This is a genomic window from Mycobacterium sp. NGS45 (assembly GCF_059812645.1).
In genome coordinates, this window is record NZ_JCALDB010000022.1 from 32,170 (window position 1) to 56,195 (window position 24,026).

Annotated in this window: 23 protein-coding genes and 1 tRNA gene; 10 read left to right on the top strand and 14 right to left on the bottom strand. The window is 67.8% G+C overall.

Annotated features, from left to right (window positions below; translation table 11 throughout):
- The first annotated feature begins 66 nt into the window (after nucleotides 1-66).
- Nucleotides 67-507 (top strand): MarR family winged helix-turn-helix transcriptional regulator, encoded by a 441-nt coding sequence (locus AC5Y3P_RS18410; protein WP_500047367.1) that lies wholly within the window; start codon nucleotides 67-69, stop codon nucleotides 505-507.
- 24 nt (nucleotides 508-531) lie between these two features.
- Nucleotides 532-1,734, top strand: coding sequence for an MFS transporter (locus AC5Y3P_RS18415; RefSeq protein WP_500047368.1), 1,203 nt, complete (start codon nucleotides 532-534; stop codon nucleotides 1,732-1,734).
- A 79-nt stretch (nucleotides 1,735-1,813) separates the two neighbouring features.
- On the opposite strand, the gene AC5Y3P_RS18420 is transcribed toward AC5Y3P_RS18415, so the two are convergent.
- Together AC5Y3P_RS18420 and AC5Y3P_RS18425 are read right to left on the bottom strand one after the other, a co-directional pair.
- Nucleotides 1,814-2,719 carry an endonuclease domain-containing protein gene (locus AC5Y3P_RS18420; protein WP_500047369.1) on the bottom strand — a complete coding sequence of 302 codons (906 nt, stop codon included), beginning with the start codon at nucleotides 2,717-2,719 and terminating at the stop codon, nucleotides 1,814-1,816.
- A 418-nt stretch (nucleotides 2,720-3,137) separates the two neighbouring features.
- Complete coding sequence (locus AC5Y3P_RS18425) at nucleotides 3,138-3,851, bottom strand: VIT1/CCC1 transporter family protein (protein WP_500047370.1); 714 nt, start codon at nucleotides 3,849-3,851, stop codon at nucleotides 3,138-3,140.
- Between the two features lie 126 nt (nucleotides 3,852-3,977).
- Here AC5Y3P_RS18425 and AC5Y3P_RS18430 point away from each other — a divergent pair, with 126 nt between their 5' ends.
- A complete protein-coding gene (locus AC5Y3P_RS18430; protein ID WP_500047371.1) occupies nucleotides 3,978-5,909 on the top strand; it encodes an acyl-CoA dehydrogenase family protein in 1,932 nt (643 codons plus the stop codon).
- 58 nt (nucleotides 5,910-5,967) lie between these two features.
- Here the strand turns inward: AC5Y3P_RS18430 and AC5Y3P_RS18435 are convergent, their stop codons facing one another.
- Both AC5Y3P_RS18435 and AC5Y3P_RS18440 read right to left on the bottom strand, forming a co-directional pair.
- Entirely contained in the window at nucleotides 5,968-6,558 is a 591-nt protein-coding gene (locus AC5Y3P_RS18435) for a hypothetical protein (protein WP_500047372.1), read from the bottom strand.
- Nucleotides 6,559-6,622: 64 nt separating this feature from the next.
- Nucleotides 6,623-6,695: transfer RNA gene (locus AC5Y3P_RS18440), tRNA-Asn, on the bottom strand.
- Between the two features lie 133 nt (nucleotides 6,696-6,828).
- Here AC5Y3P_RS18440 and AC5Y3P_RS18445 point away from each other — a divergent pair.
- Nucleotides 6,829-7,068: a hypothetical protein gene (locus AC5Y3P_RS18445; RefSeq protein ID WP_500047373.1), complete on the top strand. Its 240-nt coding sequence runs from the start codon at nucleotides 6,829-6,831 to the stop codon at nucleotides 7,066-7,068.
- 214 nt (nucleotides 7,069-7,282) lie between these two features.
- On the opposite strand, the gene AC5Y3P_RS18450 is transcribed toward AC5Y3P_RS18445, so the two are convergent.
- The 3 genes from AC5Y3P_RS18450 to AC5Y3P_RS18460 all read right to left on the bottom strand — a co-directional run bounded on the left by AC5Y3P_RS18450 (nucleotide 7,283) and on the right by AC5Y3P_RS18460 (nucleotide 10,851).
- The gene (locus AC5Y3P_RS18450; protein WP_500047374.1) at nucleotides 7,283-7,567 is read right to left on the bottom strand and encodes a DUF7155 family protein; all 285 of its coding nucleotides are present in this window, start codon (nucleotides 7,565-7,567) and stop codon (nucleotides 7,283-7,285) included.
- A gap of 71 nt (nucleotides 7,568-7,638) precedes the next feature.
- A complete protein-coding gene (dnaG, locus tag AC5Y3P_RS18455; RefSeq protein ID WP_500047375.1) occupies nucleotides 7,639-9,537 on the bottom strand; it encodes a DNA primase in 1,899 nt (632 codons plus the stop codon).
- A gap of 69 nt (nucleotides 9,538-9,606) precedes the next feature.
- Entirely contained in the window at nucleotides 9,607-10,851 is a 1,245-nt protein-coding gene (locus tag AC5Y3P_RS18460) for a deoxyguanosinetriphosphate triphosphohydrolase (RefSeq protein ID WP_500047417.1), read from the bottom strand.
- A 122-nt stretch (nucleotides 10,852-10,973) separates the two neighbouring features.
- On the opposite strand from AC5Y3P_RS18460, the gene AC5Y3P_RS18465 reads away from it, so the two are divergent.
- Nucleotides 10,974-13,016 (top strand): TPM domain-containing protein, encoded by a 2,043-nt coding sequence (locus AC5Y3P_RS18465; RefSeq protein WP_500047376.1) that lies wholly within the window; start codon nucleotides 10,974-10,976, stop codon nucleotides 13,014-13,016.
- A 573-nt stretch (nucleotides 13,017-13,589) separates the two neighbouring features.
- On the opposite strand, the gene AC5Y3P_RS18470 is transcribed toward AC5Y3P_RS18465, so the two are convergent.
- Nucleotides 13,590-14,987, bottom strand: coding sequence for a glycine--tRNA ligase (locus AC5Y3P_RS18470; RefSeq protein ID WP_500047377.1), 1,398 nt, complete (start codon nucleotides 14,985-14,987; stop codon nucleotides 13,590-13,592).
- 445 nt (nucleotides 14,988-15,432) lie between these two features.
- On the opposite strand from AC5Y3P_RS18470, the gene AC5Y3P_RS18475 reads away from it, so the two are divergent.
- Nucleotides 15,433-15,900, top strand: coding sequence for an ArsR/SmtB family transcription factor (locus tag AC5Y3P_RS18475; RefSeq protein ID WP_500047378.1), 468 nt, complete (start codon nucleotides 15,433-15,435; stop codon nucleotides 15,898-15,900).
- Nucleotides 15,897-16,307 carry a Fur family transcriptional regulator gene (locus AC5Y3P_RS18480; RefSeq protein WP_500047379.1) on the top strand — a complete coding sequence of 137 codons (411 nt, stop codon included), beginning with the start codon at nucleotides 15,897-15,899 and terminating at the stop codon, nucleotides 16,305-16,307. Before AC5Y3P_RS18475 ends, AC5Y3P_RS18480 begins: the two co-directional genes overlap by 4 nt.
- 127 nt (nucleotides 16,308-16,434) lie before the next feature.
- Here the strand turns inward: AC5Y3P_RS18480 and AC5Y3P_RS18485 are convergent, their stop codons facing one another.
- The 3 genes from AC5Y3P_RS18485 to recO are packed head-to-tail and all read right to left on the bottom strand — an operon-like array spanning nucleotide 16,435 to nucleotide 18,543.
- Nucleotides 16,435-16,881, bottom strand: coding sequence for a hypothetical protein (locus AC5Y3P_RS18485; RefSeq protein WP_500047380.1), 447 nt, complete (start codon nucleotides 16,879-16,881; stop codon nucleotides 16,435-16,437).
- On the bottom strand, nucleotides 16,881-17,765 hold the full coding sequence (locus AC5Y3P_RS18490; protein ID WP_500047381.1) for a decaprenyl diphosphate synthase: 885 nt from the start codon (nucleotides 17,763-17,765) through the stop codon (nucleotides 16,881-16,883). Before AC5Y3P_RS18490 ends, AC5Y3P_RS18485 begins: the two co-directional genes overlap by 1 nt.
- A complete protein-coding gene (recO, locus tag AC5Y3P_RS18495) occupies nucleotides 17,707-18,543 on the bottom strand; it encodes a DNA repair protein RecO (RefSeq protein ID WP_500047382.1) in 837 nt (278 codons plus the stop codon). Before recO ends, AC5Y3P_RS18490 begins: the two co-directional genes overlap by 59 nt.
- Before the next feature lie 93 nt (nucleotides 18,544-18,636).
- Here recO and AC5Y3P_RS18500 point away from each other — a divergent pair, with 93 nt between their 5' ends.
- The 3 genes from AC5Y3P_RS18500 (at nucleotide 18,637) to AC5Y3P_RS18510 (ending at nucleotide 21,244) form a co-directional block, all read left to right on the top strand.
- Complete coding sequence (locus AC5Y3P_RS18500) at nucleotides 18,637-20,073, top strand: amidase (protein WP_500047383.1); 1,437 nt, start codon at nucleotides 18,637-18,639, stop codon at nucleotides 20,071-20,073.
- Nucleotides 20,074-20,146: 73 nt separating this feature from the next.
- Entirely contained in the window at nucleotides 20,147-20,650 is a 504-nt protein-coding gene (locus AC5Y3P_RS18505; protein WP_500047418.1) for a CAP domain-containing protein, read from the top strand.
- 42 nt (nucleotides 20,651-20,692) lie between these two features.
- Nucleotides 20,693-21,244 (top strand): CAP domain-containing protein, encoded by a 552-nt coding sequence (locus AC5Y3P_RS18510; protein WP_500047384.1) that lies wholly within the window; start codon nucleotides 20,693-20,695, stop codon nucleotides 21,242-21,244.
- Between the two features lie 27 nt (nucleotides 21,245-21,271).
- Here the strand turns inward: AC5Y3P_RS18510 and era are convergent, their stop codons facing one another.
- The 3 genes from era to ybeY are packed head-to-tail and all read right to left on the bottom strand — an operon-like array spanning nucleotide 21,272 to nucleotide 24,025.
- A complete protein-coding gene (era, locus tag AC5Y3P_RS18515; protein WP_500047386.1) occupies nucleotides 21,272-22,192 on the bottom strand; it encodes a GTPase Era in 921 nt (306 codons plus the stop codon).
- Nucleotides 22,185-23,492 carry a hemolysin family protein gene (locus AC5Y3P_RS18520; RefSeq protein ID WP_500047387.1) on the bottom strand — a complete coding sequence of 436 codons (1,308 nt, stop codon included), beginning with the start codon at nucleotides 23,490-23,492 and terminating at the stop codon, nucleotides 22,185-22,187. The genes era and AC5Y3P_RS18520 overlap by 8 nt, the downstream gene beginning before the upstream one ends.
- Nucleotides 23,489-24,025, bottom strand: coding sequence for an rRNA maturation RNase YbeY (ybeY, locus tag AC5Y3P_RS18525; RefSeq protein WP_500047388.1), 537 nt, complete (start codon nucleotides 24,023-24,025; stop codon nucleotides 23,489-23,491). The genes AC5Y3P_RS18520 and ybeY overlap by 4 nt, the downstream gene beginning before the upstream one ends.
- Nucleotide 24,026: the final 1 nt, after the last annotated feature.

Consider the following 24,026-nt stretch of genomic DNA (forward strand, 5'->3'; position numbering starts at 1 on the left):
ATGACGTTGGCCACAACCTCCGCTCACAGCTTGGATCACATAGGAAATCTATGTAATCTTGGGCGCATGTCCTCCTCCCCCACACCCGCCAGCAGTCTGGGCGTGGATCTGCTGGCGGTGGTAGCTCGGCTCAACCGGTTGGCCACCCAGCGCATCCGGCTGCCGCTGCCCTGGGCGCAGGCCCGGCTGCTGTCGACCATCGGCGATCGCGGCGAGGCCCGGATCTCGGATCTGGCAGCGTTGGACAACTGCTCACAGCCGACCATGACCACCCAGGTGCGTCGGCTCGAGGACGCCGGCATGGTCACCCGCGCGCCCGATCCCGACGACGCCCGCGCGGTGCTGATCCGGATCACCGACCTGGGTGTGGCCACGTTGGCGCAGGTCCGCGCCGATCGCGCCGCAGTGATCGACCCGGCGCTCGCGCAGCTGGATCCGGGGGATCTCAAGGTGTTGGAATCCGCCGTCGACGTCATCCGTCGGCTGGTGGACAACGCCGCCATCTGATCTGTAGTTAGGAGTCTTCGCCGTATGTGGCGTCAACCCAAGGCGGTTTGGGCCGTCGCGTTCGCTTCCGTCGTCGCGTTCATGGGTATCGGCCTGGTGGATCCGATCCTCAAGCCGATCGCCGACACGTTGAATGCGTCGCCGTCGCAGGTGTCGCTGCTGTTCACCAGCTACATGGCCGTGATGGGTGTGGCGATGCTGATCACCGGTGTGGTGGCCAGCCGGATCGGACCGAAACGCACGCTGCTGCTCGGGCTGGTGATCATCATCGTCGGCGCCGGGTTGGCCGGCATGAGCGAGACCGTCATGCAGATTGTCGGCTGGCGCGCGCTGTGGGGTTTGGGCAATGCGCTGTTCATCGCGACCGCGCTGGCCACCATCGTCAACTCGGCGCGCGGGTCGGTGGCCCAGGCGATCATCCTGTACGAGGCCGCGCTGGGCTTGGGCATTGCGGTCGGGCCGCTGGTCGGCGGGGTGCTGGGCTCGATCTCCTGGCGCGGACCATTCTTCGGGGTGTCGGTGTTGATGGTGGTGGCCGTCGCGGTGACCGCGTTCCTGCTGCCCGAAGCTCCGCGACCTGAACGGGCGACCACGTTGGCCGATCCGTTCCGGGCGTTGCGGCATCGCGGTCTGCTCGGGGTGTCGGTGACCGCGCTGCTGTACAACTTCGGGTTCTTCACGTTGCTGGCGTTCACACCGTTCCCGTTGGATATGACCGCGCATCAGATCGGGTTGATCTTCTTCGGCTGGGGTGTGGCGCTGGCGTTCACCTCGGTGCTGGTGGCACCGCGGCTGCAGCACCGGTTCGGCACCGTGCCGACGCTGCTGGGCAACCTGGTGGCGATGAGCGCCGTGCTGATGGTGATGGCCGTCGGTACCGACTCCAAGGCCGTGCTGGCCAGCTGTGTCGTGGTGGCCGGGTTGTTCATCGGCATCAACAACACCTTGATCACCGAGGCCGTGATGAAGGCCGCGCCGGTGGAACGCGGTGTCGCGTCGGCGGCCTACAGCTTCCTGCGGTTCGGTGGTGCGGCCGTCGCGCCGTGGCTGGCCGGGGTGCTCGGCGAGCAGGTCAGCGTGCACCTGCCGTACTGGGTGGGTGCGGCTGCGGTGTTGGCCGGGGCCGGCGTGCTGTTCGCAACGCGTTCGCATCTGACCGGGATCGACGTCGAGGAATCTGAACTCGACGAACTGATGGACGAAGCTGCCGCGGTGACGGTGAACTAGATTTCTCGTTCGTGAACCGTGAATTGTGTACGTCTCTACTCGGGCAATGCGTACACAATTCACGGTTCACGAACGGAATTCAGACGTATTGCGGGTGACCCCTGGCTCGGAGGGCGTCCGCGACGCGTCGGATGACCCCCGCTTGGTCGTGGTCGAAATGCCACGCCGAAACCCGGATGATCAACCAGCCCTGTTGCGCCAGGAACTCCAAACGCCCAATGTCCGAGGCATGCGCGCGGGAGTTGTTCCAATGCTGCGCCCCGTCGTACTCGACCCCGACCTTCCATTTCTGCCAACCCATGTCGACGCGGCGCACCACCCGGCCGGCCTCGTTGCGCACCGGTATCTGAGTAGTCACCCGGGGGAACCCGGCCCGGATGAGTAGCAGCCGCAGCTCGGTTTCCCGCGGTGACTCGGCACCACCGTCGGCGATCTCGAGGAGTTTTGTGAGCTGGCGCCGTTGACGGGCACGCGGATATCGAGCAGCGACGGCCTGCACCTCGCCGATCGGGCAGTCCGTGGCATTGAGCAGCGCGTCGATGCGGATCAGGGCGTCCTCGAAATCCAGCCAGCGGCCCAAATCGAAGATGGTGCGGGGAACCGTGGTGCAGCACAGACCGCCGAACAGCAGCGTGGTTTCATCCCGGGCGAGGGACTCGGTGTGCACCCGGATGCCCGGCGGCGAATGCCGCTGCGACCGAATCAGTTCCGGCGGGCGGTCGGCAGGCACCCACTTGCTGCCCAGTACGGCAGCAGCCGACAGCCCAGCAACTACGGCTTTCTCACCAGACCACAGCCAGGCGCCGACGGCCTTGTCCACCGCGGTGAGCTCGGTGCCGCGCTTGACGTAGACATTGCGGAATAGCTGCTCGTAGTGGCGGATCAGTTCGCGGCGGGTCAGGACGCCGGCTTCCATGCTCGAACTTGCCAGCACCAATTTGTCCAAGGCGCCGCTGATATCGCCCGGCTCGATTTTCCAGGACACGCCGCGATGGTGCTGCAACAGCGTGCGGGGCGGTATTCACTTGGCCGCAGGCCTGTGGACAGCGTGCGGGAAGTCCACAGGCCTGCGGGCAGGTGATCACCCTCGCGAGCCTGTGGCCGGGCCAGGTGATCACCCTGGCCGCAGCCTCGGGCCAGCCAGCCTTTGACCGCGTCGTGAACAGTGAATTGTGTACGCATCGCCCGAGTAGATGCGTACACAATTCACGGTTCACGACGCGGTCATCGCCGAACCGGGTTACGGGTGAGGCTAGAGGAGCAGCTGGGGCGGATGTGGCCTGCTGAGCGCGCCTGGGCAGGTCGGATTTGGCTGCTGAGCGCCCGGGCGGGTCGGATGTGGCCTACTGAGCGCCCGGGCGGGTCGGATGTGGCTTGCGGAGCGCCCGGACCGGCACGCCGGCTCAGACCACCGTCCCGATCATCGTCCCCACCAAATAGGTCGCACCAATCGCGGCGGCCCCCAGCAGCAGCTGGCGCGCCGCACCCAGCCAGACCGGCAGCTTGGTGAACCCGGCCGCCACCGCACCGGCCACCATCAGGCCCACCCCGCCGCACAGCAGGCCGGGCCACAGTTCCTCGTAGCCGAGCAGGAACGGGATCAGCGGAATCACCGCCCCGATTGCGAACATCAGGAACGACGAGCCGGCCGCCACGCCCGGGGACGGTTTCTCGGTCGGGTCGACGCCGAGTTCCTGCACCAGGTGGAAGTTGACCGCCTGCTCCTCGTCGCGATGCAGTTCGTCGGTGGCCTTGGTGGCGGTTTCCCGGGTCAGGCCGAGGTCTTCGAACATCGCGATGAGTTCGGCCTTCTCGGCCTTCGGGTGCTTGCGGATCGCGCGGGTTTCCACTTGCACCTCGGCGTCGATCTGCTCATTGGCCGTGGTCACCGAGGTGTACTCGCCCAATGCCATCGAGAACGCACCGGCCAGCAGTCCGGCCACGCCGGAGAGCACCACGGTCTGGGCGCTGGCGCTGGCCGCCACACCGGCAATCAGCGCGGTATTGCTGACCAAACCGTCCATCGCCCCGAACGTCGCGGCACGCAACCATCCGCCGCTGACATCGGCGTGTCGATGATGGAAATCGTGCGGCAGGCGAATCGAATTCGGACTCATGGCCACATTCAACGCCGAGTCGAAAAGCCGCTCGAACTCAGGATTACCTGAATTGACGCCAGCCAAATTCAACTTGCGATGGCCAGAGACACGTTTCTGTGACCGCGCAACGGGATACCGTCGGGTATGACCACCACCGCTGAGCACCTCCGCAACGCACTCGACGGCCGCTGGCGCGACGTGAAGAACAAGATGCGCGCCGAGCTCGCCAACGACGTCTTCAAACCGCACTACACCCCGAACACGGTGATCGCCCGCACCAAGGTTGCCGAACAGCTCAAGATCATGGCCGCCGCCGGAGCGGCCGAAGACGGCTTCAAGAAGGAACACGGCGGTAACGGCGACGTCGGCGCCGCGGTCACCCAGATCGAGATGCTCGCGATGAGTGACCTGTCGCTGATGGTCAAGGCGGGCGTGCAGTGGGGCCTGTTCGGCGGTGCGATCGAGAACCTCGGCACCGAACACCACCACGAAACCTACGTCAAGAAGCTGATCGACCTGGAACTGCTCGGCTGCTTTGCGATGACCGAGACCGGACACGGCTCGGATGTGCAGTCACTGGAGACCACCGCGACCTACGACCCGACCACCCAGGAGTTCGTCATCGACTCCCCCACTCCGTCGTCGCGCAAAGACTACATCGGCGGTGCCGCCGAAACTGCCCGGATGGCAGCAGTTTTCGCGCAGCTGATCACCCCGGACGGCGAGAACCACGGCGTGCACTGTCTGCTGGTGCCGATCCGCGACGACGACGGCAACGACCTGCCCGGCATCACCACCTCGGACTGCCACTACAAGGGTGGCCTGCCGGGCGTGGACAACGGCCGGATCATGTTCGACCAGGTGCGGGTGCCGCGGGAGAACCTGTTGAACAAGTACGCCGACGTCGCGCCCGACGGCACCTACAGCTCACCGATCGAGAGCACCGGTCGCCGGTTCTTCACCATGCTGGGCACCTTGATCCGCGGCCGGGTCACGGTCGGCGGCAGCGCCGCTGCGGCAGCCCGGGTGGCACTCGATATCGCGACCCGGTATGCGTTGCAGCGCAAACAGTTCGACGATCCCGACACCGGCCAAGAGACGCTGATCATGGACTATCTGGTGCATCAGCGTCGACTGCTGCCGTTGATCGCGGAGTCCTACGCGCTGCAGTTCGCGCAGAACGAACTGGTGGCCAAGTGCCACGAATTGCAGACCGCCGACGACCCGGATCCCGAAGAGCAACAGGAACTGGAATCCCGCGCTGCGGGTTTGAAGGCCGCCAACACCTGGCATGCCACCCGCGCCATCCAGGAGGCCCGGGAAGCCTGCGGCGGGGCCGGCTACATGGCCGAGAACCGGTTGATCGCGCTCAAGGCCGACACCGACGTGTTCACCACCTTCGAGGGCGACAACCACGTGCTCACCCAGCTGGTGGCCAAAGGATTACTGACCGCCTACGCCGACGACATCAAGAGCATGAGCCCGGTGGACTGGGTGCGCTTCGCCGCCAACTTCGCCGGTGATCGGGTGCTGAAACGCACTGCGGCACAGACGATCATGCAGACCATCCTGGACACCCGGCAGGACAACGAAGAGGAAGGCAGCCTGTTCAACCGCGGCACCCAGATGCAGATGTTCGAGGACCGCGAGGAGTACATGTTGGCCTCGGTGGCGCGGCGACTGCAGGGCAAGGCCAAGGAGATGAGCGCCTTCGAGGCGTTCAACGCGGTGCAGGATCATGTGCTGCACGCCGCGCAGGCGCACATCGACCGGGTGATCCTGGAGGCGTTCATCGCCGGCATCGATTCCTGCGAGGACAAGCAGGCCCGTGACCTGCTGGGTCAGGTGTGCGATCTGTACGCGCTGAGCGTGATCGACAAGGACAAGGCCTGGTGGATCGAACACCGCTACCTGTCCACCGAGCGGTCCAAGGCCGTCACCCGCGGCATCAACGAACGCTGCCGGTCGCTGCGCCCGCATGTTGAAACCCTGGTCGACGGGTTCGGGATCCCAGAGCAGTGCCGCTACGCCGAGATGCTGCACCCGGAGAACCTGACGGAGTCCGAGGAGTCCTAGGGTTGCGTCCCGCGGCCGGGTCTCACCCCGCGCCCTGCCGACTCGACCGCGGCGAGTGCTACCGGGAGGTGCGGGTCAGTTCCGCATCCCCCAGCGCGCCGTACGGAGTGTCCGAGGTCTCACATTCGCCTTGATCGAGAATGGCCCCGATCTCAAGCACCTGTACCCCGCGTAGCGGTTCGTCGACCCGGACCGTGCGCTGGGCATCGACGACGAACTCGTCGAGCACGTCGCCGTCGGCCCGCAGCGTCACTCGGGCGGTGAGCCCGTCGGGGGTGTGCGGTTGCAGGCCGGCGATCGCGGTCAGCCGGGTGAATTGTCCGTCGAGCCGGTATTCACCGATCGCCGGACTACCGTCACAGCCGATCCACATGCCGGTGGCGTCCTGATACTCCCTGCCGGCCAGCACCGCGTCCAGCGCCTGGCCGGTGGTTCCTTCTGCTCTGCTGCTCCGGCGCTGCTGATACAGCGGGACGGTGCTGGGCTGGGCCGGCGTGCTGGTCGTTCGCGTCACGGTGTTGCGCGGCGTCGCGGTGGTCGCTCGGGTGGTGTCCTCGGACCCGCTGCTGTTGATGTTGACAGTGCATCCGCTGAGCACCACCGTCGCGATTGCGACACCCAGCCAGCTGACGAACACCCGCCGTGCCATCTGATCTCCCCACGCCGACGACTCGGTGCGATTCAACCATGCGGCGGGGTCCGGAAAAGGAAAGCTCCCCCGGATGGACTCGAACCATCAACCGCCCGATTAACAGTCGGGAGCTCTGCCAATTGAGCTACAGGGGATTAACCGAGCCATGACTTTAGCGCACAACCCCCCGACTCGAAGAATCGGCTGCCTGTGGACTGCTTCCGCACCCGTCGTGAGGCAGGATGGAACCCAAGACGAGACCTGACGAACGATCTGGAGGCAACTGCAGTGTTGCAAGTTCTCGCCGTGCTGGGCGTCGGATACGTGCTCGGGGCCAAGGCTGGCCGCAAGCGCTACGACCAGATCATGGGCACCTACCGCGCGGTGACCTCGCACCCGGCGACCAAGAGCGCGATCGACGCGGGTCGACGCAAATTGGCCGAACGGGTCTCGCCCGACCCCGATTTGGTGAAACTGACCGAGATCGACTCGACGACGACGGTGATCGGTCCGGAAAGCCGGCGCTGACGGCTGTCGCGGCTGCGGATGTTGTCGACAGGCGGCTGTCGCGGCTGCGGTTTCATACGGCGCGACCGGCGTGTCGCGGATGAAACGGCAGGGGCGCCGAGAAGGGGCGGGCCGGGCGGCTGTCGCGGCTGCGGTTTCATACGGGTCGACCGGCGTGTCGCGGATAAAACCGCAGGGGCCAGCGACGTACGGGACGGCGGGGGCTAGTTCAGGGCTAGTTCAGCGGGATGTTGATCCCGGTACCCGGCAGCAATGGTCCGGTGCTGACGCCCGGGTTGCCGCTGCCTGGCGCGCCGACCGTCACCGGAGGAATCCCGCCGATGATCGGACCGCTGTTGGAGTTCGACCAGGCGATGCACTTGCCGTCGATCTTGCTGCCGAACCAGGCGGTGCAGCGGGCCTGCACGTCGGCGTCGGGTGTACTCACCGCGGCGTAGGTCGGGAACGCGACAGCAGCGGCCGCGAAGGCGCCCACCGCTGCGATCTTGGCAATACCCATCCGAAGCCCTCCATTGGTCCAGCATCGCTAGCCTAACTGTTGCCCCCGGAGGGCGCAGCGCCTCGCCGAGCTCAGGCGGTCAGGTCGTCGCCGGAGGCCTGTTCGAGCAGACTGCGCCGGTAGGCCTCCATGGCCACCAGGTCACCGAACAATGCGTGGTATTCGTCGCTGTCCTCGACCGGCGACATCCGCTGCAGCTTGGACTTCACCTCGGCGATCTGCCGGCCGATCCAGACCTCCTGCAGCCGGGCCAGCACCCCGCCGATATAGCGCGGCAGTTTCTCGTCATCGTCGACCCGGATCAGCTCGGCGCCGAGCTCGTTGACCAGCGCGCTGGCCGCCGGCGCGGTGGTCTGCCGGCGCACTGCATCGAGCCACTGGGCGCCGCTGGTCGCCGTCGAGGTGCCGCCGGCCGCCTCGATCGCGGCGCGCACCGCGGCATAGCCGGGATGGGTGAAGCTGTCCACGGGCAGCGAATCGAACACCGGCCCGGCCAGCGCCGGGTACTGCAGCGCGGACTTGAGCGCTTCGCGCTGCGGCCACAGCGTCGGATCCCGTGGGTCGGGGCGGTCGGCGGCCGGACTGCGCTCGGGTCGACGTGTCGTGGTCTCCCGCCGCGTGCCGCCCCCGGGTCCGCCCTTGGCGGTCTCCCGGACCCGCCGGATCACCTGCGCGACGTCGTCCCAGCCGACCCAGCCGGCCAGCTGGCGGGCGTACTCGTCGCGCAGGGTCGGATCCTTGATCTGGGCCACCATCGGCACGCAGCGACGCAGCGCACTGACGCGGCCCTCGGCGTTGTCCAGGTCGAACTCGCCCAGCGTGGTGCGGATCGCGAATTCGAACAGCGGGGTGCGCCGGGCCACCAGGTCGCGCAGCGCGGCATCGCCGTGCGCCAACCGCAGATCGCACGGGTCCATGCCGTCGGCGGCCACCGCCACGAACGACTGCCCGGCCAGGTTCTGCTCGCCTTCGAAGGCCTTGAGCGCGGCGGCCCGGCCGGCGGCGTCGCCGTCGAACACGTAGATCAGTTCACCGCGAAAGAACTTGTCGTCCATCATCAGTCGGCGCAGCATCGACAGGTGCTCGTCGCCGAACGCGGTGCCGCACGAGGCCACCGCGGTGGTCACGCCGGCCAGGTGCATGGCCATCACATCGGTGTAGCCCTCGACGACGACGGCTTGGTGGCTGCGCGCGATGTCACGCTTGGCCAGGTCGATGCCGAACAGCACCGAGGACTTCTTGTACAGCGTGGTCTCGGGCGTGTTCAGGTACTTTGCGGTCATCGTGTCGTCGTCGAAGATGCGCCGCGCGCCGAACCCGATCACCTCGCTCGACGAGCCGCGGATCGGCCACAGCAGCCGCCGGTGGAACCGGTCCCGCGGGCCGCGTTTGCCCTGCAGCGACAGCCCGGCGGCTTCCAGTTCCTTGAACTCGAATCCCTTGCGCAGCAGGTGCTTGGTCAAGGTGTCCCAGCCCGACGGTGCGAACCCGCAGCCGAACTGCCGGGCCACCGCAGCGTCGAAGTTGCGTTCGGTCAGATACTGCCGGGCCGGTGCGGCCTCCGGCGATTCCAACGCCTCGGCGTAGAACTCGGCGGCCGCGGCGTTGGCGGCGATCAACCGGCTGCGGCTGCCGCGGTCGCGCTGCACGTTGGTGGCCGAGGCGCCGGTGTAGGTGACGGTGTAGCCGATCCGGTCGGCCAGCATCTCGACCGATTCGACGAACGTGATGTGCTCGATCTTCTGCACGAACGCGTACACGTCGCCGCCCTCGCCGCAGCCGAAGCAGTGGAAATGGCCGTGGTTGGGCCGCACGTGGAACGACGGCGACTTCTCGTCGTGGAACGGGCACAGCCCCTTGAGCGAGTCGGCGCCGGCCCGGCGCAGCTGCACGTAGTCGGCGACGATGTCTTCGATGCGGGTGCGTTCACGAATGGCCGCGATGTCGCGATCAGGAATCCGCCCGGCCATCGCGTCAGTCTAGATCGGTGACATTCGCCGGGGAGGACCTGGCGGGGCCAAGCTGGGGATCCTCGGCTGCTACGGGAATTCCACCGAGAGCTGGCCCGGCACACACACGCTGGCCGCCGGGAACAGCGCCTCGAGCCGGGTCTCGGTGTAGGAGGCGATCTGGTCGACGATCACCCGCAGGCGGCCGGCGTCGTCCTCGGCGGCATTGAAGTGCGGGACCAGCAGCGGATCCAGGGTGGCCGGCGCGCCTTCGAGCAGGAAGATCGCGACCGCCTTGATGCCTTCGCGTTGCTCGGCCTGCAGCAGCAGGTGCTTGGGGTCGCTCATGATGAACTGCAGCGCCAGGATCTTCAGCACCGCCACCTCGGCACGGGCCAGCGCCGGCACGGCCAGGTCGACGTCGAAGCGGGCCACCGGGCGGTCGCCCACGATGGCGCGGGTTTCGGCGATCGCGGCGTTGGCGAACCGGCCGACCAGTTCGCTGGTCAACCGTTTCAATGCCACCGACGCGCTCAGGGTGCCGTCGTAGCGGCCGACGGCTTCGACCACCGGCAGCCGGGACAGCCGGGCCGCGGCTTCGCGCAGCTCGTCGGGTTCGGCGCCGAATGCCTTCTGGCCCAGCGTCGCCAGCGCGGTGGCGGCGTCGTCGTCGGCCAACACGCGCAGGTCGATGCGGCCGGTGATGACGCCGTCTTCGACGTCGTGCACCGAGTAGGCGACGTCGTCGGCCCAGTCCATCACCTGGGCTTCCAGACAGGTCCGACTGCCCGGGGCGCCGCTGCGCACCCACTCCGCGCCGGCCAGGTCGTCGTCGTAGAAGCCGAACTTGGTCTGCCCGTCGGCGCGCCGCCACGGGTATTTGGTCACCGCGTCCAGCGACGCCCGGGTCAGGTTCAGCCCGGCGGAATGACCTTGCCCGTCGAGCACTTTCGGCTCCAGCCGGGTCAAGATCCGGAAGTTCTGCGCATTGCCTTCGAATCCGCCTGCGTCGGCGGCGATCTCGTTGAGCGCCCGTTCGCCGTTGTGGCCGTAGGGCGGGTGGCCGATGTCGTGGGCCAGGCCGGCCAGGTCCACCAGATCGGGGTCACACCCCAGTCCGATCGCCATGCCGCGGCCGATCTGGGCGACCTCGAGGGAATGCGTCAGCCGGGTGCGCGGCACGTCGCTCTCCCGCGGGCCCACCACCTGCGTCTTGTCGGCCAGCCGGCGCAGCGCAGCGCAATGCAGCACGCGGGCCCGGTCGCGGGAGAAGTCGCTGCGGTGTTCACTGTTGGTGCCCGGCAGCGCGGCGCCCTTGGCGGGTTCGTCGACCATGCGCGCGCGGTCGAAGTCCCGGTAGACGTCTTCAGGTTGACTAGTCACAACAGTGCACAGTCTGCCAGCACAGCCGGTGTTTCATGGCCAGCGGTGTTCCGCGTCCCACTAGATTGACCTGCATGCGCATATCCCGTCTGTTGGCCGGTCTGCTGTCGGTGCTGATCGCCACCGGTCTGCTGCTGGCGCCGACTGCCGCCGCACAGGCGCCGTTCTGGCTGCAGGATCAGGTCACCGACACCGCCGACGTGCTGTCCAGCTCGGAGCAGGCGCGGGTGCAACGGGCCGTCGACCAGCTCTACGACGATCGGCGGATCCGGCTGTGGGTGGTCTACGTCGAGTCCTTCGACGGCCAGGGCGCGCTGTCCTGGGCGCAGCAGACCATGAAGCTGAGCGACTTCGGCAACGACGACGCGCTGCTCGCGGTCGCGACCAAGGACCGCGCGTTCGCGTTCCAGGTGCCCAACACCGTCTCGGTGGGGACCTCCACGCGGACCGATTCGATTCGCCGAGACGCGATCGGCCCCAAGCTGTCCGACAATGATTGGGCCGGGGCCGCGGTGGCCGCCGCCGACGGGCTGAACTCCAGTTCCACTCCGGGCGCCCTCAAGATCTCCTGGGTGCCGCTGCTGGTGACGCTGGGCATCATCGCCGTGCTGGCGCTGCTGCTCGGGTGGTGGCTGCGACGACGACGCGCGCGCCGGTTCGAGGCCGAGGTGGCTGCTGCGCGACGGGTCGATCCCACCGATGCCGCTGCGCTGGCTGGAGTTCCGCTGCACGCCCTCGACGAGCTGTCCAAGATCATCGTGGTCGACGTCGACAACGCGGTGCGCGCCAGTGAGCACGAGTTGGAGTTGGCGGCCGAGGAGTTCGGCGAGGCCAAGACCCAGCCGTTCAGCAAGGCAGTCGCCGATGCCCGAGCGGCTTTGCAGCACGCCTTCCAGGTGCGCGCGACCCTCGACGACGACGCCCCGGAGACCCCGCTGCAGCAGCGCACCATGCTGACCCAGGTGGTGACCACGGCCGCGGCGGCCGACCGCGCCCTGGAGGAACAAAGCCAGGCGTTTCGCGATCTGCGCGACCTGGTGATCAATGCGCCGAGTCGACTCGATGCGATGACCCAGCAGATGGTCGCATTGACGGCGCGGGTGCAGCCGGCCGGGCAGCGGTTGGCCGGGCTGCACGAGCAGTTCTCCGAGAGCGCGTTGGCGTCGGTGAGCGACAACGTGGATACCGCCCAGGACCGGTTGGCGTTCGCCGACCGCAACATCTCCGAGGCCCGTTCGCTGTTGAGCCGGCCGGTCACCGATCAGAATCCGCTGGTGGATGCGATCCGCTCGGCCGAGAGCGCGTTGGGTCAGGCGCAGACGCTGCTCGACGCGGTGGACAGCGCGGCCGGCGACATCAACCGGGCGATCGCCGAACTGCCCGGCGAGCTCACCGACATCGAATCCGGAATTGCTTTGGCGACAGCACAATTGGACGACCCGAAGACACCGTTGGCCGCCGAACTGCGGGCTGTCCGCGATGTTGCGGTCAAGGCCGTCGCGAACGCCAAGGCCAGCGGCGAGGTCGATCCGCTGGGCACGTTCACGCGCCTGACCCAGGCCGACGATGATCTGGACCGGGTCCTGGCCGCCGTCGACGAACGTCGGCGCGAGCAGGCCAAGCGCGACAAGCTGCTCGAGCAGGCGCTTTTCACCGCGCAGTCGCGGGTGCGCACGGTGGAGGACTTCATCGACACCCGCCGCGGCAGCGTCGGTTCCGAAGCACGCACCCGACTGTCGGAGGCCAAGCGTCAACTCGAGGCCGCCGTCGCCAAGAAGGCCAGCAATCCCGACGAGGCGATCGCGCATGCCAACGGTGCGTCGACACTGGCCGCGCAGGCCCAGAAGTTGGCCAACGACGACGTCAGCTATGCGCGCCAGGCCTACGGCTCGCACTACCGCGGACGGCGCGGCGGATCGGATCTGGAGTCGATGCTCGGCGGGATCCTGATCGGCAACGTGCTGCGCGGCGGCTTCGGCGGCGGGTGGGGTGGCGGTTGGGGCGGATCGTGGGGCGGTTCTTGGGGTGGCGGCGGTCAGCCGGGCCGGCCCACGAACTACGGCGGATCGTCGCGGTCCTCGACGCGCAGCTACAGCGGAGGCAGCGGACGGTTCTAGGCGCCGGGGTTTCGCTCGGCGTGCGCGGACCGGGGCGCAGTTTCCGTGGCTGTAGTTGCCGCGGCTGCGCCCCCGGTGCAGTTTCGGCGGCCCCCAAGCGATTCCGCTGCCACTCCACCCGCGCAATTCCGCGCAAAAAATGCCAACCGAATTGCCCTCCTCTGAGCGACTTTCGAGCGACTCGCGACGCTGACGCGAGATCGCGTCGGCGGTGACAACCCGCGTCGGCGGTGAGAACGCGCGTCGGCTGTGACAACCCGCGTCGGCCGTGACAACCCGCACCGGCTGTGACAACCCGCGTCGGCCGTGACAACCCGCGCGTCGGCCGTGACAACCCGCACCGTGCGTTGCGACCCAGCGCTGGAGGCTGTCGCTCAGGGTGAGCTTGTCGCTGAGAAGTCGCTCAGAGCTGAGACAGGCGGGTGTGTGCTCCGGCGCCGTGGCCATTGTTGCTCTTGTGGTTCCTGAGACTCACTTCCACCGAAATCGCGACGTCGAGTGAGGACATAGTTCCTCACTCCGCGACCGGCAACCCTGCCGGAGCCTCCGAGAGCCGGCAGGACTGCGACCTGCTCAGCAGCCCTTGAGGCGCACCGCGAGGTAGTTGGAGACCTCCGAGATCGCCACCCGCTCCTGGGCCATGCTGTCGCGCTCCCGGATGGTCACGGCCTGATCGTCGAGCGAGTCGAAGTCCAGCGTCACGCAGTACGGAGTGCCGATCTCGTCCTGGCGCCGATAACGACGACCGATGGCGCCGGCGTCGTCGAACTCGATGTTCCACGAACCACGCAACTCGGCAGCCAGATCCCGCGCCTTGGGCGACAGATCCGCGTGCCGCGATAGTGGCAGCACCGCGGCCTTGACCGGGGCCAACCGCGGATCCAGCCGCAGCACGGTGCGCTTGTCCACACCGCCCTTGGCATTGGGTGCTTCGTCCTCGGTGTAGGCATCGACCAGGAACGCCATGAACGAGCGAGTCAGACCAGCTGCCGGCTCGATCACGTACGGCACGTAACGGGTATCGGTGGCTTGGTCGTAGTAGGTCAGATCCACACCGGAATGCTTTGAGTGCGTGGACAAGTCGAAGTCCGTCCGGTTGGCGATACCTTCCAGCTCCCCCCATGGATTGCCGGCGAAGCCGAACTTGTACTCGATGTCGGTGGTGCCGTCGGAGTAGTGCGACAGCTTCTCCCGCGGGTGCTCGAAGAGGCGCAGGTTGTCCCGTGCGATGCCGAGGTCGACGTACCACTGCAGCCGAGTGTCGATCCAGTACTGGTGCCATTCCTTGGCGGTCGAGGGCTCGACGAAGAACTCCATCTCCATCTGCTCGAACTCGCGGGTCCGGAAGATGAAGTTGCCGGGTGTGATCTCGTTGCGGAAGCTCTTGCCGATCTGGCCGATACCGAACGGCGGCTTGCGGCGCGCCGTGGTCACCACGTTGGCGAAGTTGACGAAGATGCCCTGCGCGGTTTCCGGCCGCAGATAGTGCAGGCCCTCTTCGCTTTCGATCGGCCCGAGGTAGGTCTTGAGCATCATGTTGAAGTCGCGCGGCTCGGTCCACTGACCCTTGTTGCCACAGTCCGGGCAGACCACCTCGGTCATCGGGACGTCATCTGGATCGACGACCGTGTCGCGCGTGCTCTTCTTGGCCGCGTACGCCTCTTGCATGTGGTCCTGGCGATGCCGCTTGTGGCAGTTCAGGCACTCCACCAGCGGATCGTTGAACACGTCGACATGGCCGGAGGCGACCCACACATCGCGCGGCAGGATGATCGACGAGTCCAGGCCGACGACGTCGTCGCGACTGGTGACCATCGAACGCCACCACTGGCGCTTGACGTTCTCCTTGAGTTCCACACCTAGCGGGCCGTAATCCCAGGCCGACTTGGTGCCGCCGTAAATCTCGCCGGACTGATAGACCAGACCACGTCGTTTCGCGAGATTGACGATGGAGTCGATGACGGACGCCACGGAAGCGCTCTCCTTACTGGGGGGATGCAACCCGGACAGCCTACTGGCTGCGACTTTGCCCGCCTAAACCCGCATCGCTGGCCACGCTCACGCGGCGGGTAACTGCTCGCCTGAATCCGCGCGCCTCGGGCCAGCCACTCGTGGGACTTCGATCGTGAACCGTGAAATGTGAACGCATCGGCCGAGAAGAGCCGCTAACAATTCACGGTTCACGACGTCAAGGCTTGGGCGTCTGAGGCAGGTGGGACAGCAGAGGCGCGCGAGGCAGCGACGGGCGCGCGAGGCGGCGACGAGGTGCGGGGCGGCGGCAGGCCGCGGGCGGCGAGGGGCGCACGGGGCGGCGACGGGCATGCGGGGCGGCGACGGGCATGCGGGCCGCGACAGACGCGCCTGCGAACCCTTTGACATGCGTGAGCGTGCATGAAAGAGTGGCGGCTAAGTGAAAATGATTTCCAATAACTTAGCAGGAGGAGACGCCGCCGCCGTGTCCACCATCGCCGAAGCCTCCGCGCCGAATGCCACCGCCGATGACCGTGCCGGCACCCCGGCCGCGCCGCACGACCACGACGGCACCCCGGCCGCGCCGCATGACCACGACGGCACCCCGGCCGCGCCGCTGCCGGCGCGTGATGTCTTGGACACCGCCGGCGAGATTCTGCGCGCGCTGGCCGCACCGGTGCGCATCGCGATCGTGCTGCAACTGCGTGAGTCCCGTCGCTGCGTGCACGAACTGGTCGACGTGCTCGGGGTCCCGCAACCGCTGGTCAGCCAGCATCTGCGCATCTTGAAGTCCGCCGGGGTGGTGGCCGGCGAACGCTGCGGCCGGGAGGTGCTCTACCGCCTGGTGGACCACCACCTCGCGCACATCGTGGTCGACGCCGTCGAGCACGCAGCCGAAGAGCATCCGAGGTGACCGCGCCCGCCCCCGGTGTCCGCTCGACCCGGCAGCGCGCGGCGATCGCCGAACTGCTCGACACCGTGGATGAATTCCGCTCCGCCCAGGAACTGCACGACGAACTGCGCCGACGCGGCGAGAACATCGGCCTGACCACGGTCTACCGCACCCTGCAGGCGATGGCCGCAGCCGACCAGATCGACACGTTGCGCACCGACACCGGCGAATCGCTGTACCGACGCTGCTCCGATCACCACCACCATCACCTGGTCTGCCGGCAGTGCAGCGCGACCATCGAGGTGGACGGGCCCGAGGTGGAAACCTGGGCCGCCGACGTCGCCGCGCGGCACGGCTTCTCCGACGTCAGTCACACCATCGAGATCTTCGGCACGTGCCGCGACTGTCACGCCGCCCCGACGGCCTGAGCGGCGGAGTCGTGGGCCGCGCAAGCGTGGCGCGGGCCGCGGGAGCGTGGTGCGGGCCGCGGGAGCGTGGTGCGGGCTGCGGGAGACCGGCGCGCCGGTGATGTGACCGCCCCGCAGACCTGAGCCCCTACCCCAGCAGCGCGCGACGCACGTCGGCCCCGCCGGCGAGCACCATCAACACCAGCGTGCGCAGTGCGTCGTCGCTCAAACCGGCGCCCGGGAAGTTGTAGCGCAGCATCACATCGGCGATCTTGCGAGCCGGCGCCTTCCGCTTGGCGCCCTGAGCGGACGCACCATTGGCCGGCACCTCGACCGGCTTGGGCACCAACGCGACCGTGCCCAGCAGCGTCCGGCCGGCCTGTTCGGCCACCCGATCGCGGGTCTTGGCGTTCATCGGCAGATCCCAGGCCAGCGGCTGGGTCAGCGACACCAACTCCAACCCCTCGGAGATCTCGACCACCCGCAGCGAGGCCACCGACCCGTCGACGGTGATGGTCAGGGCGCCATCCGGCTCCTCGACCACCTCGGCCACCTCGGTCAACACCGAGGACAACCGCTGCGCCAGCGCGCTCATCAGGCCCGACCGAACCTACGGTTGCGCGACACGTACTCCTCACACGCCGCCCACAGATCGCGGCGGTCGTAGTCCGGCCACAGCTTGTCCTGGAACACGAACTCGGCGTACGCCGACTGCCACAGCAGGAAGTTGCTGGCCCGCTGCTCCCCCGAGGTCCGGATGAACAGGTCCACATCCGGAATGTCCGGGCGATGCAGGTGCTTGGCGAACGACGCCTCACTGATCCGGTTCGGGTTGATCTTGCCCTCGGCGGCCTCGGCGGCCAGCGTCTGGGCGGCCTCCACGATCTCGGTGCGGCCGCCGTAGTTCACGCAGTAGTTCACCGTGATGACGTCATTGCCGACCGTCATCTGCTCGGCGATGTCGAACTCCTTGATCACACTGCGCCACATCTTGGGCCGCGACCCGACCCAGCGCATGTTCACGCCCATCAGGTCCAGCGCCTCCCGACGCCGGCGCACCACCTCGCGGTTGAACCCCATCAAGAAGCGCACCTCCTCGGTGCTGCGCTTCCAGTTCTCGGTGGAGAACGCGTACACGCTCAAGTGCTTGATGCCGATCTCGATGGCCCCGCAGGTGATGTCGATCAGCACCGCCTCGCCCATCTTGTGACCCTCGGTGCGGGCCATGCCGCGCTGCTTTGCCCAGCGGCCGTTGCCGTCCATCACCACCGCGACGTGGTTGGGCAGCTGGTCGGCCGGGATCCGGGGCGCGGCGGCCTTCGACGGGTGCTGCGGCGGCCGACGGAACCGCCCATTGGCTGCCGGCAGGTCCGGGAACACCACGGGCCAGGTCGACGTGTCGGGGAAGATCGGGTAGTCGTCAGGCGCCGGCGGCAGCTGCGGATGCGCCGCCGTCTTCGAGTCCCGCTTCAAAGCCATGGACCTCATCCTGCCTGACCACGCGTGGGCCGTGCTCGCCCAGGGCGGTGGTTCGTTCCACCAGCGGCAGGGTGCGCAGCTGACGTTCCAGATGCCACTGCAGATGCGCGGCCACCAACCCGCTGGCCTGACTGCGGTAGGAGTTCGGCGTCGATTCGGCGTGCTCCCAGTCGCCGTCGTGCAGCGCAGACATCAGATCCAGCACGCCCTGCGGCGGGGTGGCCGAACCGGCCGGCCGACAGTGCACGCACACGCTGCCACCAGCGGCGACGTGGAACGCACGATGCGGCCCGGGCGTGCCGCAGCGCGCACATTCGGTCAAAGCCGGCGCCCAGCCGGCGATCCCCATCGCACGCAGCAGATAAGCGTCGAGCACCAGCTCCCGGGTGCGGGTGCCGTCGGCCACCGCACGCAGCGCGGCCACGGTCAGCCGGTGCAGCGCCGGCGCGGGTGCGCGTTCCTCACCGGCCAACCGCTCGGCGGTCTCGAGCACCGCGCAGGCACTGGTGTAGCGGCCGTAGTCGCAGACGATGTCGGTGGCGAACGCATCCAACGACACCACCTGCGTGACGATGTCGAGGTTGCGGCCCGGATGCAGCTGCACGTCGATGTGCGCGAACGGCTCCAACCGCGAACCGAACTTGCTGCGGGTACGGCGCACCCCCTTGGCCACCGCCCGGACCAGGCCGTGGTCGCGGGTCAGCAGCGTGACGATGCGGTCGGCCTCGCCGAGCTTGTGCTGGCGCAGCACCACCGCCCGATCCCGATACAGCCGCATTTCGTCGAGTCTGCCACCGCCCACCGACCAATCGGTGGACGCGCGCCGCGACATCAGCTTGGCGCCGATATCCGATAGGGTCGAGATGCGACCATGCCGACTTCCTCGTCACCCTCCCGTTTCCCCACCGTGGCCCAACAGCTCTATGAGCTGGCCAGCGGTTCCGCCACCTCGCTCGAGCTGACCCGACGGGCGCTGGCCGGCATCGACGCCAGCCAACGCACGCTGAACGCGTTCCGGGTGGTGCTGCACGACATGGCGCTGGCCGACGCCGCCGCCGCGGACCGTCGGCGGGCCGCCGGTGAACGCGCACCGCTGTTGGGAATCCCGATCGCGATCAAGGACGACACTGACATCGCCGGTGTGCCAACGGCTTTCGGCACCAACGGCTACATCCCGCCGGCCGCCGTCGACGCCGAACTGGTCCGCCGGCTGCGCGCGGCCGGCGCGGTGATCGTCGGCAAGACCAACACCTGCGAGTTCGGGCAGTGGCCGTTCACCAGCGGCCCGGGCTTCGGCTACACCCGAAACCCGTGGGGGCACAACCACACTCCGGGCGGTTCCTCAGGCGGCAGCGCGGTGGCGGTGGCCGCCGGGCTGGTGGCCGCGGCGATCGGGTCCGACGGCGCCGGCAGCGTCCGGATCCCGGCGGCCTGGACCAACCTGGTCGGCATCAAACCGCAGCGCGGCCGGATCTCCACCTGGCCGCTGCCCGAATCGTTCAACGGCATCACGGTCAACGGTGTGTTCGCGCACACCGTGGCCGACGCGGCCCTGGTGCTCGACGCGGTCTCCGGCCCCGCCCCCGGCGACCTGCACACCCCGGAACCGGTCAACCTGACCGAGGCGGTGGGTACCGCCCCCGGCGCGCTGCGGATCGCGGTGTCGACCCGGTTCCCGTTCACCGGCTTCGCAGCCCGGCTGCACCCCGAGATCTCCGCGGCGCTGCAGGCCGTCGCCGATCAACTGTCCGAACTCGGCCACACCACCTTGGTCGGCAACCCCGACTACGGGCTGCGACTGTCCTGGAGCTTCCTGTCCCGCTCCACCGCCGGGCTGCTGGACTGGGCGCACCGGGTGGGCTCCGGGGTGGACCTGGACCCGCGCACCACCGCCAACCTGCGGCTGGGCCGGCTGCTCTCACAACAGGTGCTGCGCCGCGCCCGCGTCCACGAAGCCCGGGAACGCCGGCGGGTGGGCACCATCTTCGACTCGGTGGACGTGGTGCTGGCGCCGACGACGGCGCAACCGCCGCCGCGCATCGACGCGTTCGACGGCCTGTCCGGCACCGCAACCGACCGCGCGATCATCGCGGCCTGTCCGGTGACCTTCCCGTGGAACGTGCTGGGCTGGCCGTCGATCAACGTCCCGGCCGGCTTCACCAGCGCCGGCCTGCCGATCGGGGTGCAGCTGATGGGCCCGGCCAACAGCGAACCACTGCTGGTGTCGCTGGCCGCCGAGCTCGAGGCCGTCACCGGCTGGGGCACCCGAGAACCCGAGCGTTGGTGGCAGGCAACCGACGCTGACTAATGTGTCCGGTGTGAAAGCACCGCTATCAGCGTGGGCGGCGGTGGCCGCGGTCGGGCTGCCGTTCGGCGCCCTGCTGACCGCGCCGACCGCGACCGCCGACAACCGCCGCTTCAACGACAGCGTGGTGGCCAACGTGCACACCATGCAGATGATTGCCGGCTGCGCCGACGACTACCGGATCGAACCGATGGTGCGGGTCAATCCAAAGCTGCGACTGGCCGCCCAGTGGCACACCAACGACGTGCTGAACAATCGCGCGCTGGACGGCGACATCGGCTCGGACGGTTCCACGGTGACCGACCGGGCCCGCAACGCCGGCTACGACGGCGTCGTCGCCGAGACCGTGGCGATCAACCCGGCGCTGTCGATGAGCGGCATCGAACTGATCAACCAGTGGTTCTACCGCCCCGACTATCACGCGATCATGTCGGACTGCTCCAACATCGACATCGGGGTGTGGTCGGAGAACAGCCTGGACCGCACCGTGGTGGTCGCGGTCTACGGCAAGGGCGACGCCAACGCACCGGCCACCGACCCGGGTCGGCAGTACGGTGGCCGCCAAGGCCAGACCCCCTGATCCGGCTGTCCTCGGCCACCCCGGCGCGTAGAGTCACCCGACATGAATTGGTTGTCGACGACGTCAGGCACCGCGGCCGTGCTGTCCGCGCTGGTTGTGACCGGCACTTTGTGCGCACCGGTGGCCGGCGCCGACAACCGACGACTCAATGACGGTGTGGTGGCCAACGTCCGGACCATGCAGCACCGGGAGGGCTGCACGAGCGAGATCCGGATCAACCCGAAGCTGCGGCTAGCCGCGCAGTGGCACACCAACGACGTGCTGAACAACCGCGCGCTGGACGGTGACATCGGCTCGGACGGTTCCACGGTGGCCGACCGGGCCCGCAACGCCGGCTACGCCGGCGCGGTGTCCGAAACCGTCGCGATCAACCCGGCGCTGGCGATCAACGGCGTGGAGATCCTCAACCAGTGGTGGTACCGGCCGGATTACTACGCGATCATGCACGACTGCTCCAACATCGACATCGGGGTGTGGTCGGAGAACAGCCTGGACCGCAGCGTGGTGGTCGCGGTGTACGGCAAGGGTGACGGCAATCTGCCGGCCACCGAACCGGGCCGGCAGTACGGCGGCCGCGAAGGTCAGACACCTTGACCCGGCACTGATCTGGACCGTGCGGGTCTAGAACCCGAGCCGGCCCAGCTGCTTGGGATCACGCTGCCAGTTCTTGGCCACCTTGACCCGCAGGTCCAAGAACACCTTGGTGCCCAACAGTTTTTCGATCTGGGTGCGCGCGGCGGTGCCGACCTCACGCAGCCGGGCGCCGCCCTTGCCGATCACGATGCCCTTCTGGCTGTCCCGCTCCACGTACAGCACGGCGTGCACGTCGATCAGGTCGTCACGGTCTTCGCGCTGCTGCACGTCTTCGATCACCACCGCCAGCGAGTGCGGCAACTCGTCGCGCACCCCTTCCAGGGCGGCCTCCCGGATCAGTTCGGCCATCAGGGTTTCCTCGGGCTCATCGGTCAGCTCGCCGTCGGGGTAGAACGCCGGGCCGGGCGGCAGCTGCGCGGCCATCACCTCGCACACCACATCCACCTGCTCACCGGTGGTGGCCGACACCGGCACGATCTCGGCCGCGTGCTCACCGAAAGCTGCATTGACGGCGATCAATTGGGCGGCCACCTGATCTCGGCTGACCTTGTCGATCTTGGTGACCAGCACGATCAGCGTGGTGCGCGGCGCGACCGCACGGATCTGATCGTAGATCCACCGATCCCCCGGCCCGATCCCTTCATCGGCCGGGATGCACAACCCGATCACGTCGACCTGCGAATAGGTTTCCCGGACCAGGTCGTTGAGCCGCTTGCCGAGCAGCGTGCGCGGCCGGTGCAGTCCCGGCGTGTCCACCAGGATGATCTGGTAGTCCTCGCGGTGCACGATGCCGCGGATGGTGTGCCGGGTGGTTTGCGGCCGGTTCGACGTGATCGCCACCTTGGTGCCGACCAGTGCGTTGGTCAGGGTGGACTTGCCGGTGTTGGGCCGGCCGACCAGACAGATGAATCCGGACCGAAACTCGTTGTCGCCGTTGGGCTCACTCATCGCCGCTGTCCTCGTCGTCGGGCTCGGGCGGTTCGATCGGATCGATCAGCACGGTGCCGATCCGGACCCGGCCGCGGTGGTCGTTGCCGCCTTCGGCGCGCAGCCGCAGGCCGTGGGTTTCCACCACCGCGCCGGGCAGCGGCACCCGACCCAGCTCCAGGGCCAACAGCCCGCCGACGGTGTCGACGTCGAGGTCGTCGGCGAACTCGACGCCGTCGTACAGTTCGGCGAGATCTTCGATCGGCAGCCGCGCCGAAACGCGATAGTGCTTGTCGCCCAACTCTTCTATCGGCGCAATCTCACCGGCGTCGTACTCGTCGGCGATCTCGCCGACGATCTCCTCGAGCACGTCCTCGATGGTGACCAGACCCGCGATGGCGCCGTACTCGTCGACCAGCAGCACCATGTGGTTGCGGTCGCGTTGCATCTCCCGCAGCAGTTCGTCGAGGCGCTTGGAGTCCGGCACGAATACCGCCTTGCGCATCACGTCGGCGACCTGGGTCTCCCGGCCGCCCTTGGTCGAGTAATAGGTACGGCGGACCAGGTCCTTGAGGTAGACCACGCCGACGATGTCATCGACGTTCTCCCCGACCACCGGAATCCGGGAGTGCCCGGAGCGCACCGCCAGCGAAGTGGCTTGTCCGGCATGCTTGTCCGCTTCGATCCAGACCATCTCGGTACGCGGCACCATCACCTCGCGCGCCGGGGTGTCACCGAGTTCGAACACCGACTGGATCATCCGGCGTTCGTCGTCGGCGACCACGCCGCGCTGCTGCGCCAGGTCGACCACCTCGCGCAACTCGATCTCGGAGGCGAACGGGCCGTTGCGGAAGCCACGCCCTGGCGTCAGAGCGTTGCCGAGCAGGATCAGCAGCCGGCTGATCGGTGTGAGCAGCACCGAAATGGCATGCAGCGGAACGGCTGCCGCCAATGCGATGGTGTAGGCGTTCTGCCGGCCGATGGTGCGCGGCCCGACGCCGATCACCACGAAACTGGTCACCACCATGATCAGCGCGGCCGAGAACAATCCCCAGCGCAAGCCGAAATGTTCGGTCAGGTAGACCACCAGCAGCACGGTGGCCGACGTCTCGCACACGATGCGCAGCAGCACCACCAGGTTGACGTAGCGGGGCCGTTCGTTGATCAGCCGGCCCAGCCGGACCGCACCGGGCCGCTCGTCGCGCACCATCTCCTCGACGCGGGCGAACGACACCGTGCTGATCGCGGCGTCGATCGCGGCGAACAGGCCGCCGAGAATCACCAGGGCTATCGCGCCCAGCAGCGCCACCAAGCCGGTCACGACTGGTCGAAGAACTGCGACTTGTCGAGCAGCCGGCGGTCCTTCTCGGTCTGCCTGGTCTGGTGGTACAGCCGTTCCTGATCGCCGTACCAGTCCTCGAGCAGCCGGCGCTGCAGCGCGAACATTTCCTTCTCCTCGTCCGGCTCAGCGTGGTCGTAGCCGAGCAGATGCAGCACACCGTGCACGGTCAGCAGCGCCAACTCGTGTTCGAGCGGGTGTCCGGCCGCAGCGGCCTGTTCGGCGGCGAACTGCGGACACAGCACGATGTCACCGAGCATCGACGGACCCGGATCCGGCGCGTCGGGCCGGCCGCCGGGTTCCAGCTCGTCCATCGGGAAGCTCATCACGTCGGTGGGCCCGGGCAGGTCCATCCAGCGCATGTGCAGATCGGCCATGGACGCCGAATCCAGCAGCACCATCGACAGTTCCGCGCCCGGGTTGACGTCCATCTGCGCCAGCACGAACCGGGCGACGCTGATCAGCTCGTTCTCCGATACGTCGAGACCGGACTCGTTGGAGACTTCGATGCTCATC